Raw genomic sequence first — 13341 nt, 5'->3', positions numbered from 1 at the left:
TTTTATATAACAATTATAATGGCTTTATTCCCGATACTGATGTTTTCACAGGGAGAAAATGATAACTGGTATTTTGGGAATTATGCCGCAATTAATTTTTCCTCTCCGTCACCAATAGTACTTACCAACAGCCAAATGACTACAAATGGAGCCTCCGCTTCTGTAAGTGACAGTAATGGGAAATTACTATTTTACACTAACGGGATTTCCGTATGGACCAGAGAGCATACTATAATGCCAAATGGAGGTAACATAATGCAGGAAACTCCTATGCAAATAGCAATTGTGAAACATCCTTCCAATCCTAATCTATACTATATTTTCAGTGGTGGGGTGGTCTCATCATCAAACACCTTTGTAGCGAGATATTCGGTTGTAGACATGTCTTTAGGAAATCTTGGACTTGATGGATTTTCTCTTGGTGATGTTGTACAAAGCCTTACAAATATTCCTATTTTAGATGAATTTGGAAATGATTTTACAACAGCAAAAGGAGTTACTATTGTTCCACAAATAGATAATGCTTCTTTTTGGGTATTAATTCCTACAATGACAAAATTATATAGTTATCCCTTAAAAAATACAGGCTTTGTAAATAATCCGGTAACCAGTAGTCTAAATATTGAAAATGTTTATCCTTCTCCTTTTCAGCATTATGCCTATATCAAGGCTTCTCCAAAATTAAGATCATTGTGTAAAAGTTTTTCACATTATCTGAGCTTTAGCTCTGAAGATTTTGTAAACTCTTATAATGAAGGTAGAGTATACTCTTTTGATGACAGTACAGGACAAATAACAAATGCATATGAACTAACAATTGCCAGTCTTACTCCCATCTTGACGGAATTCAACAAAGATGGTTCTATTTTATATGTAGGAACACACCTCTCGACTGATATATATGCTGTTAATATGTTGGCGTCTACAAATAACAATATTATATACAATAGCATAGCAAACACCATTACTGGAAGTGTAGATTTTCAAGGAATTCAAAGAAATAAATACGGTGATATTTATTTCAAATATGCCTATATTCAAAATACCTACATTGGTAAAATTAATAATCCTGATGTTTTTGGCGGAGCCAGTTTAGATTTGTACAATCTAAATATAGCTCCCGGCTATTCCAGTACAAATCCTAATTTGTTTCCTCAATTAGTTCCCACTCTTAATACCAACAATACAAGTAATAATTGTGTCCCCAATATTGTAAAAAATTCACAGGAAACAAATAATATCCATACCTATAATGCGAGTAATACTATTATTACAAATACAGCCTATGTTATAGATGCAGGAAAAAATATTACAATGAAAGCAGGAGAAAGTATTACATTGCTACCCAATACTTACATTAAAAACGGTGCTAAATATTTGGCCAAAATTGAAGGATGCGGAGAACCTTGTGAAGGAGAAATTGAAGGCAAAAAGCAAAATATGAAATTATTTATGGATTTAAGGAAGAAACTACCTGATGTACATGGAATTGATATTAATTTATATCCTAATCCCGCTTCTGATTTTTTAACGATTCAATCCACTTTGAAAGTTGAAAATGTAAATGTTTATGATATTTCGGGGAAGAAAATTAATACCGTATTGAATGGAAATACAATTGATATTAAACATATTCCTTCCGGATCGTATCTCATTATTATCGAAACTAAAGAAGGGAAAACAACGAAAAAGTTTATAAAAAAATAATTACGAACACTAAAAAAGGAGAAACAAAGCGTTTCTCCTTTTATATTTTAGTATCAGTTAAATCCTATCCATGTAATTTCTTCCAGATCACATCTTTCAGTTCCATAAGACCTTCTCCGGTAACGCCTGAGAAAAATAAAGGCTGTCTGTTTTCGGGAAATTCTGCGGAAATTTCTTTCCTCAGCTCTTCATCCAGAAGATCGGATTTTGAGATGGAAATAATAAAATCTTTATCCAGCAATTCAGGATTGTATTCCTTTAATTCATTTTCAAGAATCTTAAATTCCTGAAAATGATCTTCAGAATCAGCCGGAATTAAAAACAACAGGATAGAATTCCTTTCAATATGTCTTAAAAAACGGTGTCCCAAACCTTTTCCTTCAGCCGCTCCTTCAATAATCCCTGGAATATCTGCCATTACAAAAGATTTATAATTTCTGTAATCCACAATTCCTAAATTAGGGGTTAAAGTGGTAAAAGCATAATCTGCAATTTTAGGTTTAGCCGCAGAAACGGAGGATAACAACGTAGACTTTCCTGCGTTCGGAAACCCTACAAGACCTACATCAGCAAGAATTTTAAGCTCAAAAACAACGTATCCTTCCTGTCCGTCCATTCCTGGTTGCGCAAATCTTGGAGTCTGGTTGGTAGAAGATTTGAAGTGCTCATTTCCTTTTCCTCCCATTCCTCCTTCCATCAGGATTATTTCCTGACCGTCTTCCAGAATTTCACCGATGATCTCGCCATCTTCATTTTTAGCAATCGTTCCGATAGGAACTTCAATATAAACATCGGCTCCGTAAGCTCCTGTTAACTGATTTTTCCCTCCGTTTTCACCACGCTCTGCTTTTACGTGACGAGTGTAACGCAAAGGAAGTAAAGTCCATTCATTAGCATTTCCTTTCATAATGACGTGGCCTCCTCTTCCTCCGTCTCCTCCATCCGGACCGCCCTTAGGAATATATTTTTCACGGCGGAGATGCGCAGAACCTGCTCCTCCATGACCGCTTTTACAATGAATCTTTACGTAATCTACAAAATTTGACATAATTTTAATTCAAGGTTTTATGTTGAAGGTTCAAAGTTTTAACCTTGAATTTGGAACTTTGAACCTTGAATCAAAAATTTTTACTTTTGAAACTTCTCTACTTCAGCGAAAAGTTTTTCAGAGATTTCATTAATGTCTCCGACACCATTGATCTCAACATATTTGCCCTGCTGCTTGTACAGCTCGGCTACTTCTGCTGTTTTTGCGTAGTACTCTTTTATTCTGTTTTGGATGATCTCTACATTGCTGTCGTCTGATCTTCCACTGATTTCTCCTCTTTTCAGCAATCGGTCTACCAAAATTGAATCTTCAACCACCAAAGAAAGGCATACATCAATTTCATCATTCAGTTCTTCTTTCACTATTTTTTCCAATGCTTCTGTCTGAACAGCCGTTCTCGGATAACCGTCGAAAATAAATCCTGCTGCATCGGTAGGTTTTCTGATCTCATCGATCAGCATATCCGTTGTTACCTGATCCGGAACCAATTCTCCCTTATCAATGTAAGATTTTGCCAATTTTCCAAGCTCGGTATCATTTTTCATGTTGAATCTGAAAAGATCACCTGTTGAGATTTGTTTTAAATTGAATTTCTCGATCAGGTTTTGTGCTTGTGTTCCTTTTCCACTTCCTGGAGGACCGAACAGAACGATGTTTATCATAATGTTGTTTTGCTTCCGGCAATCGGCACTGCTTTTTTTGGCCTGCTTCCTGCTTTTAGCTGTTTTTAAGTTATTATTAAATTTATTTCTTTATTTTACTTTTAAGCTAAAAGCTATCAGCTAATAGCCAACAGCGTTTTAATGATTGATTTGTCCGTCTTCTAACTGGTACAAATTGGGTAAGTTTCTTCCTAATTCATCATAATCCAGACCGTACCCTAAAACAAATTTGTTTGGAATTTCTTTCCCGATATAATCCAGCTTAAAATCCTTCTTATATACTTCAGGTTTCAGTAAGAATGAAGCTATTTTTACAGATTTCGGACGCTGCGTCTCGTTAAAATACTTGAAAAGACTTTCTACGGTATTTCCGGTATCTACAATATCTTCTACCAGAATGATGTGACGGTCTTTTACATCCTTCGTAAGTTCCATTTTCTGGTAAACAATTCCTGTAGATTCTGTTCCCACGTAAGAACTCATCTGGATGAAAGCAATTTCGCATGGTCCCGGATAATGCTTCAAAAGGTCTGAGAAGAACATAATCACCCCATTCAAAACACCTATAAAAACAGGAACTTCATCTTTATAATCTTCATAAATCTTTAAAGCCGTAGCTTTTACAATCTCCTGAATCTCGGCATCCTCCAGATAAGGAACAAAAGTTTTGTCGTGAACTTTAATACTCTCCATAAAAAATTTTAGTAGTTGGCAAAGTTACGGATTTTTGACGAAAGTTTTTAATGGATAAAGATGAAGAGTTTTTAAAATCATTGGGCTTTATATTTTCAATGCCCTATTACAGAATGCCTTAGAAACATTTAAAATCATCTTACCGAAAGACAAAAGAATTCACTTAAAATTAAAACTAAATTTTAAAATTACCCAAAATGTTAAAAATCAAATATTTACAATCGCATTATTTTAACATTGTTTTAACCTTTTTTCTTATATTTGCTGATTAGTCCAAAAACCTTACAATGTCTCTGTACCAAAGAATTGCTGAGAAGCTGCAATATATAAGCCCGAATTTTTATAAAAAAAGATATTTTAAAACCTTAAACAATCTTACCAAAGATAATTTTTCGTCGCGAAATGTAGAACCGGAATTGGTTTGGATTAAAGAATTCTTACCTAAAAATGCAGTAATCTTTGATATCGGAGCCAATGTAGGAAGCTTCCTTTATCAGCTTGAAAATAAGCTGGATCATGAGAACATTTATGCTTTTGAGCCCAATAAAAAACTGTATCACCGTCTGAAAAGATTATTTCCGGCAATGCGGATTTTTCCTTTGGCACTGTCTGACGAAAATACAACGGCTGAATTTAAAGTTCCGATCATCAACGGAAAAATGGTTGCTTCAAGAGGAACCCTGAATACAGATTACAAGGAAAAAGGCGAAGAACAAAGCTACACCGAAAGAGTAAAAGTAATAAAACTCGACGAATGGGCGGCAATTGAACATTTCAGCAGGCTCGATTTTATTAAAATTGATGTGGAAGGCAATGAAATGAAAACACTTCACGGTGCGAAACAAATCATTCAACAGTTTTTTCCTACTCTAATGGTGGAAATGGAACAGAGACATCACCAGACTCCGATCTGGGAAGAGATCTCAGAAGTTGAATCGTGGGGTTATGATGCAAACTATCTGAACAGGCACACTTTTGAGCTTAAAAAATTAACGGAAGAAATTCTTTTAAAAAACATCAGCGACGAAAAAAATAAAACAGAATACATCAACAACATTATTTTTATTCCGAAAAACTAATAAAAGATGAGTGTAGTAGCAAGGCAGGGCTTTAAATATTCCATCATTGGGTATATTGGTTTTTTACTGGGAACCGTTTCAATATTTATTTTCATGAATAATCTTGAGTTCTACGGAACTTTAAGATATATCATGCCAACCGCAGAAATGTTCGTTCCTTTCGTTGTGTTCGGGATTTCTTATGCTAATGTAAAATTTTTCCATAAAGTAGATAAAGACGGAAAAAAGCAAAACATGCTTTCATTATCTCTGCTTGCTGTGGTCATTAATTTTGCTATATTTCTGTGTATCTTCTTTCTGATTCCCTATTTTTTTCCGGAATTTAAGAATACCAAAGCATGGAAAATTAAAAACATCATTCTGCCACTTACTTTAACTCTTTCTTTTTGTGCAATTTTTAATAAATATATTTCAAATTACAAAAGAATAGTCGTTTCTAATATTTTTGACAATCTTTTTCCAAAAATTGCCAATCTGGGTGCTTTTCTTATTTTTATATATTTAGCATCACGGTACGCAGAGCCTTCAACTATTCCTGAAAAAATCGCATTGATTTTCTTTTTCGGAATGTTTGCCCTGATGTTTTTTGGATATATTTTTTACACCAATAAACTGGAAAAAATAAATCTGGATTTCAGTACAGATTATTTCAAAAAAGATAACTTTTACAAAGAGTTTACCGCTTATAGTTTTTTCGGGTTTTTAGGAACTTTTGGAAATTATTTAGCCATCAATAACTTTATGATTGGGGAATTTCTGGGAATGGAAGAAAACGGAATTTACTCTACACTGTATGCTTTAATTTCACTAATATCGATACCCCAATTAGGTTTATTTAATATTTCAGCACCTATCATCAGTAAAAACCTTGCAGACGGAGATATGGAAGGTCTGGATAAATTTCATAAGAAAACATCCCTCACTTTGTATTTTCTGGGAGCGGTTCTGTTTTCATGCATCATCATCGGGTTTCCTTATCTTACTTATTTTATGCCTAAAAACGGGATTCTTTTAAGGGAATATCAACCGGTTGTGTGGATTTGGGGATCTGCGGTTCTGGTCGATTTAGCAACAGGCTTCAACGGAAATATTATTTCCCTTTCAAAATATTATAAATTTAATATTGTTGTAATGCTTTTATTAGCAGGACTCACCATACTGTTAAATCTTTACTTTTTACAAAACACAGATCTTAAATTAAGCGGAATTGCCCTGTCTACAGCTATTTCTCTTACCACCTACAATGTCATCAAGATTATTTTCAACTATGTGATGTTTAAAGTTTCTCCTTTAACGATTGAAATGATTTTTGTATCCATTATCTGTACTTTAGCGGTTACGGTTGCGATTGTTTTGCCGAATTTCGAAAGTAATTTCGTCAACATGATTTACAAACCCGCCGTTGTGCTGATCCTGATTTTTATCGGAAATTATTTTACCAAGATTTTTCCTGTTGAAGACTATCTGAACAAAAATTTCATCAAAAGTATTTTTAAATTTAAATAGAAATCAACTCGTTTAAAAGTTTTTCGAGTTTTTGCTGAACAGATTTTTTATCGAAATCTTTTTGAAAGTCGAACTGACTGTTTTTGAGTGATTTAAACTGCTTCAGAATATCTTTTTGCTCAGGAACAATAAAATCTAATTTTGAAGCATAATTTGAAGGAAAAACAGCTTGTTTTCCAAATTTGATGGCATCTCCAAGATTTCCCGTCATTTTTGTTTTGCCATAAATTTCTTCCTGACTGAAAAACGTAGTTTTCTGCTGAATAGGACACCACAAAACGTCTGCTTTCTGCATCCAGTCTTCGAAATCGGCTTGAGAAACTCTCTCTGAAAAATAGGTAATATTGATATATTTCAATGAACGTTCCAGATCTATAATCTCTTTTAATTCTTCATTTTTTGCTTTTCCTAAAAAGACAAATTCAATGAATTTATTTTCAGAATCTGAATGTTTATTTAACTTTTCAAGATTATTTATCGTTGAAAAAACGCTTTTATAATCTCTTCTTTGCTGGGAAACTCCACCCGGAATTACAATGGTTAACACTTTATTTTCCGGTCTTTTTAAATTTTTAGTGTAAAAAAGAGGTGAAAATTTCAATTTATCAGAACTCAGTTCTTCATCCAAAACCAGAAGTTTTTCTGCTTTTTGATAAACTTTCGATGCATTTAACAAACCTTCTTTCCACAACAATTTCAGTCTGTATATCTGATCTTCTTTGAAAATACTTTTGATAAGGCTGAACTTTGAAGATTTCATAAAGTTCATGTTGTGAACGATCACGGAAGCATTATATTTTTTTACAATCGCAAGAAAGGTGTTGAAATAACGGTGAACCGTTCCGATGATAATTACATCATATTTTTTTAATTTCAACTGGTCTAAAATCATTGAACTGTCCGACAGAAAAATATTCTCTCCGGATTCAATGATCTGATCTTTTATCTTTTTTGAAAAATAATAATCTACGGTAAATTCTCCGGAACCGCTCATTACATTGATAAAATCCTGAGCAATTTCCGCATGGGTATCAATTTCTATGTAGGCTATTTTTTTCAAAATTCTAACGTTTAGGCTAATTTTATATTTTGTTAAACGGACTAAAATCCGTTTCTATTGAATAGATTCTATTTTTGCTTATACTTAATTAATCATAATGCTTAATTTTAACGCAAAGTTCGCAAGAGTTTTTAAACATTAACTGCTTTTAAGCTCGCAAAGGCGTTTCACTCAGCAGAGAACCCAAAGTTTTTTAATAATGACGAATCGCGGACAACCACATTTTATTTAATTAATTATATTTTCAGCCATTTTTTCTTCAGCATATTCCAGCGCTGATTGTTGATGACTCTTTGTTCCCCTTTTGAAATTTTCAGTTCCAATTTCTGAGAACGGCAGTTTTCATACGATTTAATGATTGAAAAGAAAAACGCAGCCGATTTGCTTTTCGCTGCTTCTTTTGAGGAAGCGATGTAGGCTAAAAACCGGTTCAGTCCTAAAAAATAAAAATATCTCCCGTAGTAATCTGCCGGTTTTATGGTATAATCTGCTCCTTTTACTTTAATTAATTTCACGTGAAGTTCCGGCAGAACAACTTCTTTCCAACCAAGATTTTCCAGTAAAATGGCATCGATATTGTCCCATCCCAATGTTTCACGAATGCCTTTCATCTGGATAAAACTTTCTTTTCGGTATGCTTTCATCGGACCTCGAACATGATGTTTGTTGGAATTTCCTTCGTAAATCCATTCTCCGTCTTTTTCAACATACAGTAAACCACCAACCAATCCATATTTCGGATTATTTCTGAATGCATTTTCTACCGTTTCAAGATAATCTTCCGATAAAATGATATCCGCATCAAATTTACAGATGATTTCAAAATCCTCTATATTCTGAGTATTCAAGCCGTTTTTAAAAGCATTGATTACTTTTGAACCGGGTTGGTGCGCAGATTTCTGAAGATCAATCGTTTCAAACCTTGAATCATGATCTGTATATTTTCTGATGACTTCCGAAGTTCCGTCTGTAGAACCGTCATTAACGACAACGACTTTAAAATCCTTAAAACTCTGCTGTTGTAAAGAATCTAATGTAAAAGGAAGATTGTTTTCTTCGTTATGTGCAGGAATGATGATTAAAAATCTCAAAAGAAAAATATAAATGATGAATAATAAGCGATAACTGATAAAATCGGGTTAGATTTTAATCATTTATCGCTTACCGTTACTATTATTTGTTGTGGGGTTTCAGCATATTTTTAGGATCAAGAATTTCATCCAGTTTTTCCTGAGAAAGAAGTCCTTTTTCCAATACTAAATTGTAGACACTTTTTCCTGTTTCCAAAGCTTCTTTGGCAATCGCTGTGGATTGTTTGTAGCCGATGTAAGGATTTAAGGCGGTTACGATTCCGATGCTGTGTTTCACCATATTCAGGCAGACTTCTTTATTTGCCGTAATTCCGACGATACATTTTTCGCGGAGTGTATCCAGAGCATTGCCTAAAAAGTGAATATTTTCCATGATCGCGTGAGAAAGTACAGGTTCCATTACATTGAGCTGCAGTTGTCCTGCTTCTGCTGCAAAAGTTACCGTAAGATCATTTCCGAACACTTTAAAACAAACCTGATTAACCACTTCCGGAATCACAGGATTTACTTTTCCCGGCATAATGGAAGATCCCGGCTGCATCGGAGGTAAATTGATTTCCGATAATCCGGCTCTCGGTCCTGAAGCAAGCAATCTTAAATCATTGCAGATTTTTGACAGCTTAACAGCAAGACGTTTCATAGCTGAGGAATAGATCACATAAGAACCTGTATCTGGTGTAGCTTCCACCAGATCCGGCGCTGAAACAACAGGAAAACCTGTTAACTGCGCTAAATTTTTCGCACAGAGTGTTGCATATCCAACCGGAGCATTAATTCCTGTCCCGATCGCAGTGGCACCCATATTAACTTCTACGAAAAGATTGGCATTGTTATTTAATTTAGAAATATCTTCTTCCAAAGTAGCTGCAAAGGCTTCAAATTCCTGTCCCAAAGTCATAGGAACTGCATCCTGAAGCTGCGTTCTTCCCATTTTGATAACATCCTGAAATTCTTTCCCTTTCGATCTGAAAGCTTCAACAATTTTCTCCAGTTTTTCTACAAGAGAAATGTTCATCTGAAGCAGTCCCATTTTAATTGCCGTAGGATAAGCGTCATTCGTAGACTGGGAAAGATTGATGTGGTCATTGGGTGAACAGAATTCGTACTGTCCTTTATTTTTCCCGAGTTTCTCCAGAACACGGTTGGCAATTACTTCATTGGCGTTCATGTTGATGGAAGTTCCTGCCCCACCCTGAATCATATCCACCGGAAACTGATCATGCAGTTCTCCGTTGATTAATTCATCACAAACTTTAGCAATGTTATGATATAAATTTTCATCCAGCAGACCCAGCTCATAATTAGTTTTGGCTGCCGCTTTTTTTACGAAAGCCAACCCTTTGATGAACTCGGGATATGAAGATAAAAGCTGTCCTGAAATTTTAAAATTATTAATCGCTCTTTGCGTCTGTACTCCATAATAAGCATTCACCGGAACTTCTAATTCTCCCAGCAAATCGCTTTCTTTCCTGAAATTTTCCATTACAGATTTTTTAAATATTTTGAGACTTTAAAGATAGCAAAAACGCACCGAAACCGATGCGCTTTCCTTATTTATTTTGTAGGATATTTTACGTTTAAAGCCTGTAATATGGAGAATGTTTCTGCATCCATGATTCCGTCGTAATTCTGTGGTCGGAAGTGATACTGAAATGCTTCTATTGTTTTTTTGGTGGCATCATCCCATTTACCGCTCAGATCCAATGCATACCCGAATTTCTGCAACTGCGTCTGAACATTAAAAATAAACGTCGGATCGTTGTATTTTGACTGAAAATCCGTAGATGTCGCAAGATCGTAGAAACTTTGCTTCACGGCATCATCATACCACATTCCGATCTGGTATTCGTCGTATAATTTTTTCCATGGAAATAAAGGTCCCGGATCCTGTTTTCTTGTAGGGGCAATATCTGAATGTGCCAGAATATTGGTTGCCGGAATATTATATCTCGCTACAATATCTTTCACCAAAGCGGCTACTTTTTTTACCTGAGCCTCATCAAAAGGCATGAAAGTTCTTTTTCCTGCAGCATCTGTGGTGAATCCTGAATTTACAATCTCAATTCCAATAGATGTATCATTAAGGTTTTTATCGGCTCTCCAAGCGCTTACTCCGGCGTGATACGAACGCTTATTTTCATCTACCAACTGATAAATTTCGTTATCTCCTGTATTATTTACCAGATAATGCGCACTTACCGCCTGCTGAGATAATACGGTAATGGATTTATCATCCGGTAAAGCTGTATAATGTAAGATTAAATATCGCTGTCTGAAATTCTGTGCAATTGCCGGAAAGTAAGTTTTCACCACTTTATAACCTGCGGGTTTTGCAGAAACAATAGAACCATAACTTACGGTGTTGTCATTTTTAGTAATATCTGCAATATTGGTCGTAAAAAATTCTACTCCATGATCGGAAGTGATTTTTGGTTTTGGCTTATCGCTACCCGAAGCCTGAGCTGTAGTTTTCGGCTGTACTGAAGGGGTTCTCGGGATGTATTGTTTTTTTTTGGCATTTTGCTGAGAAGTACAGGAAAAAATCAAAGAACTTAATCCGATGATATATAATGTATTACGCATTTGTTTACTTTTTTTGTTGTTTATTACCTCAAAAATACACAAATTTTTCTTGAAAAATATTTGGTAAATAAAGAAATCTGTTCTATATTTGCACTCGCAATAAAGGAACAACGATCATTAAAAAATAAGATAAACAGGAGGGTTGCCGGAGTGGTTAACGGAGCAGTTTGCTAAACTGTCGACGCGAAAGTGTCGCAAGGGTTCGAATCCCTTACCCTCCGCTTTTCTATATATCTTTTCGGGGCGTAGCGTAGTCCGGTCATCGCGCCTGGTTTGGGACCAGGAGGTCGCAGGTTCGAATCCTGCCGCCCCGACTTTTTTTAACGCGCTTATCTACTAACTAAGCGGGAATCAACTTTATAATGGGTGCGTAGCTCAGCTGGATAGAGCATCTGCCTTCTAAGCAGACGGTCAAAGGTTCGAATCCTTTCGCGCTCACAGAAACCTCATAGCTTTTGTTATGAGGTTTTTTGTTTATACTAATTTTATATTTTTTACCCATCAATCTACATCACTCAAACTTCATACAGAATAGAAACATCAAATGGAAATTTAATTTCCCTTAACAAATCCGAGGCTTCTAATTCATGAAAAACAATACTTTCATCATTTGATAAAGAAATCGATTTTACTAAATAAACATTCTCTTTTTTATTATTACTTCTAAAAAATTCATTAATAATATTCCACTCTTTTCTCTTAAAGGTTTTAAGGTTTACCGGAATTGATTCTATCCGTAAGAATGATATTTCATCAATTTTCACGCAATAGTATGTCTTCTCATGAGTTTTAAAGTTTTTGTGAATACAATGAAATAGATACACGTCCTTTTCAAACGAAACTACTGATGTGATAATATCGTCATACCAATCAATTATATGTAACTTAGTAATGGTCATTTGTTTTAATTTAGCTTTCAACTCTCACATTATGTTTTGTTCCGCAGAATTATGAATTTAGATGTTCTGAAATCCTTTGATATAAAACACAGCCCCATAAAAATGATAACCAACCTTTATCATTAAGCATTTTTTATCATTTCCAATATAAACAACTTTATCCTGAAAAATGTAAAATAAATCTTTTTAACGTTCAGTCTGCATTGATCAATTTTCATTTCTAACAATTCCTGCTGTAAATTTTCACCTATATTTTCAATTCCGTATTGATAGAAATTTTTATTTGAATGGTGTTCCAAACTTCTGCTGTTTTCAGTTTGTATTTTTGAAAGAGTTACACATAACCTTCGTTCCAAATAGAAATTATAAACAAACGAAATCACAAGCAAAAGAATGAATAAAAACAAAATTTTATTTTTCATTTAAATTTCATCTAAAATAATGGTTATTAAACAGGTAAAGATAACAAAAACAGACGTTCAAAAAATTAACCAAAAATTATTTCAATTTTACTTTCATAATTCAAAAAAAGTTTATACATTTGCAACCACAAAAAACAAGGTAATTCTTGTTAAAAAGATAACCTCAATCGGGGCGTAGCGTAGTCCGGTCATCGCGCCTGGTTTGGGACCAGGAGGTCGCAGGTTCGAATCCTGCCGCCCCGACAATTTTAGGGTGCGTAGCTCAGCTGGATAGAGCATCTGCCTTCTAAGCAGACGGTCAAAGGTTCGAATCCTTTCGCGCTCACTTAAGCCTCATAACTTTGTTATGAGGTTTTTTGTTTACATTAATTTATGTGCTACTGCTATATTCTTTTTTCTGAATCTTTAAATAAATATTATGTCGGACATTCCTGTGAAATTTTACAGGAAAGATTAAGGAAATATTTCTCGGATCATAATGGCTTTACTTCGAAAGCTAAAGACGGATCAAGCGCAAAAGTTGGGGGCTATACAAAAAGTTTAGTCAACCTAAATAGGAAGAAAGTTCTGTCTTTTACCCCTCGAAGCTGC

Annotated in this window: 12 protein-coding genes and 5 tRNA genes; 9 read left to right on the top strand and 8 right to left on the bottom strand. The window is 34.8% G+C overall.

Features of this window, described 5'->3' with window-relative positions; translation table 11 throughout:
* Positions 1 to 18: 18 nt before the first annotated feature.
* Positions 19 to 1707, top strand: a complete 1689-nt coding sequence (locus H6W53_RS21040) for a T9SS type A sorting domain-containing protein (RefSeq protein WP_185209540.1) — start codon at positions 19 to 21, stop codon at positions 1705 to 1707.
* Between the two features lie 64 nt (positions 1708 to 1771).
* Here H6W53_RS21040 and obgE read toward each other — a convergent pair whose 3' ends face one another.
* The 3 genes from obgE to hpt all read right to left on the bottom strand — a co-directional run bounded on the left by obgE (position 1772) and on the right by hpt (position 4110).
* Positions 1772 to 2755: a GTPase ObgE gene (gene obgE, locus H6W53_RS21035; protein ID WP_076392153.1), complete on the bottom strand. Its 984-nt coding sequence runs from the start codon at positions 2753 to 2755 to the stop codon at positions 1772 to 1774.
* 80 nt (positions 2756 to 2835) lie between these two features.
* Positions 2836 to 3417, bottom strand: coding sequence for an adenylate kinase (locus H6W53_RS21030; protein ID WP_076392151.1), 582 nt, complete (start codon positions 3415 to 3417; stop codon positions 2836 to 2838).
* Between the two features lie 138 nt (positions 3418 to 3555).
* Positions 3556 to 4110 (bottom strand): hypoxanthine phosphoribosyltransferase, encoded by a 555-nt coding sequence (gene hpt / locus H6W53_RS21025; protein ID WP_076392149.1) that lies wholly within the window; start codon positions 4108 to 4110, stop codon positions 3556 to 3558.
* 287 nt (positions 4111 to 4397) lie between these two features.
* On the opposite strand from hpt, the gene H6W53_RS21020 reads away from it, so the two are divergent.
* Both H6W53_RS21020 and H6W53_RS21015 read left to right on the top strand, forming a co-directional pair.
* Positions 4398 to 5189, top strand: a complete 792-nt coding sequence (locus H6W53_RS21020) for an FkbM family methyltransferase (protein ID WP_185209538.1) — start codon at positions 4398 to 4400, stop codon at positions 5187 to 5189.
* A 6-nt stretch (positions 5190 to 5195) separates the two neighbouring features.
* Positions 5196 to 6695 carry a lipopolysaccharide biosynthesis protein gene (locus H6W53_RS21015; RefSeq protein ID WP_185209536.1) on the top strand — a complete coding sequence of 500 codons (1500 nt, stop codon included), beginning with the start codon at positions 5196 to 5198 and terminating at the stop codon, positions 6693 to 6695.
* Here H6W53_RS21015 and H6W53_RS21010 read toward each other — a convergent pair.
* From H6W53_RS21010 to H6W53_RS20995, 4 genes are all read right to left on the bottom strand, one after another.
* Positions 6688 to 7755 (bottom strand): hypothetical protein, encoded by a 1068-nt coding sequence (locus H6W53_RS21010; RefSeq protein ID WP_185209534.1) that lies wholly within the window; start codon positions 7753 to 7755, stop codon positions 6688 to 6690. The genes H6W53_RS21015 and H6W53_RS21010 overlap by 8 nt on opposite strands.
* Positions 7756 to 7991: 236 nt before the next feature.
* Positions 7992 to 8846: a glycosyltransferase gene (locus H6W53_RS21005; protein WP_185209532.1), complete on the bottom strand. Its 855-nt coding sequence runs from the start codon at positions 8844 to 8846 to the stop codon at positions 7992 to 7994.
* 82 nt (positions 8847 to 8928) lie between these two features.
* Positions 8929 to 10329, bottom strand: coding sequence for an aspartate ammonia-lyase (aspA, locus tag H6W53_RS21000; protein ID WP_185209530.1), 1401 nt, complete (start codon positions 10327 to 10329; stop codon positions 8929 to 8931).
* A 71-nt stretch (positions 10330 to 10400) separates the two neighbouring features.
* The gene (locus H6W53_RS20995; protein ID WP_185209528.1) at positions 10401 to 11429 is read right to left on the bottom strand and encodes an N-acetylmuramoyl-L-alanine amidase; all 1029 of its coding nucleotides are present in this window, start codon (positions 11427 to 11429) and stop codon (positions 10401 to 10403) included.
* Between the two features lie 136 nt (positions 11430 to 11565).
* Here H6W53_RS20995 and H6W53_RS20990 point away from each other — a divergent pair.
* The 3 genes from H6W53_RS20990 to H6W53_RS20980 all read left to right on the top strand — a co-directional run bounded on the left by H6W53_RS20990 (position 11566) and on the right by H6W53_RS20980 (position 11867).
* Positions 11566 to 11650, top strand: a tRNA-Ser gene (locus H6W53_RS20990).
* A gap of 18 nt (positions 11651 to 11668) precedes the next feature.
* A tRNA-Pro gene (locus H6W53_RS20985) sits at positions 11669 to 11743 on the top strand.
* A gap of 50 nt (positions 11744 to 11793) precedes the next feature.
* A tRNA-Arg gene (locus tag H6W53_RS20980) sits at positions 11794 to 11867 on the top strand.
* A 77-nt stretch (positions 11868 to 11944) separates the two neighbouring features.
* Here H6W53_RS20980 and H6W53_RS20975 read toward each other — a convergent pair.
* The gene (locus tag H6W53_RS20975) at positions 11945 to 12328 is read right to left on the bottom strand and encodes a hypothetical protein (protein WP_185209526.1); all 384 of its coding nucleotides are present in this window, start codon (positions 12326 to 12328) and stop codon (positions 11945 to 11947) included.
* A 590-nt stretch (positions 12329 to 12918) separates the two neighbouring features.
* Here H6W53_RS20975 and H6W53_RS20970 point away from each other — a divergent pair.
* From H6W53_RS20970 to H6W53_RS20960, 3 genes are all read left to right on the top strand, one after another.
* A tRNA-Pro gene (locus H6W53_RS20970) sits at positions 12919 to 12993 on the top strand.
* 8 nt (positions 12994 to 13001) lie between these two features.
* Positions 13002 to 13075: transfer RNA gene (locus H6W53_RS20965), tRNA-Arg, on the top strand.
* Positions 13076 to 13122: 47 nt separating this feature from the next.
* Positions 13123 to 13341, top strand: a 219-nt coding sequence (locus tag H6W53_RS20960) for a GIY-YIG nuclease family protein (RefSeq protein ID WP_185209524.1), incomplete at its 3' end; no start/stop codon positions are given.

It is taken from the genome of Chryseobacterium sp. C3, from assembly GCF_014218905.1.
Lineage (GTDB): Bacteria > Bacteroidota > Bacteroidia > Flavobacteriales > Weeksellaceae > Chryseobacterium > Chryseobacterium mucoviscidosis.
The sequence above is the reverse complement of the archived record's forward strand: the minus strand, read 5'-3'. Positions and strand labels throughout refer to the sequence as shown.

What these genes read in the sequence shown, in the direction of transcription:
- H6W53_RS21040 (WP_185209540.1), top strand. Translation starts at nt 19, where the DNA reads ATGGCTTTATTCCCGATACTGATGTTTTCACAGGGAGAAAATGATAAC.
- obgE (WP_076392153.1), bottom strand. Translation starts at nt 2,755, where the DNA reads ATGTCAAATTTTGTAGATTACGTAAAGATTCATTGTAAAAGCGGTCAT.
- H6W53_RS21030 (WP_076392151.1), bottom strand. Translation starts at nt 3,417, where the DNA reads ATGATAAACATCGTTCTGTTCGGTCCTCCAGGAAGTGGAAAAGGAACA.
- hpt (WP_076392149.1), bottom strand. Translation starts at nt 4,110, where the DNA reads ATGGAGAGTATTAAAGTTCACGACAAAACTTTTGTTCCTTATCTGGAG.
- H6W53_RS21020 (WP_185209538.1), top strand. Translation starts at nt 4,398, where the DNA reads ATGTCTCTGTACCAAAGAATTGCTGAGAAGCTGCAATATATAAGCCCG.
- H6W53_RS21015 (WP_185209536.1), top strand. Translation starts at nt 5,196, where the DNA reads ATGAGTGTAGTAGCAAGGCAGGGCTTTAAATATTCCATCATTGGGTAT.
- aspA (WP_185209530.1), bottom strand. Translation starts at nt 10,329, where the DNA reads ATGGAAAATTTCAGGAAAGAAAGCGATTTGCTGGGAGAATTAGAAGTT.
- H6W53_RS20995 (WP_185209528.1), bottom strand. Translation starts at nt 11,429, where the DNA reads ATGCGTAATACATTATATATCATCGGATTAAGTTCTTTGATTTTTTCC.
- H6W53_RS20975 (WP_185209526.1), bottom strand. Translation starts at nt 12,328, where the DNA reads ATGACCATTACTAAGTTACATATAATTGATTGGTATGACGATATTATC.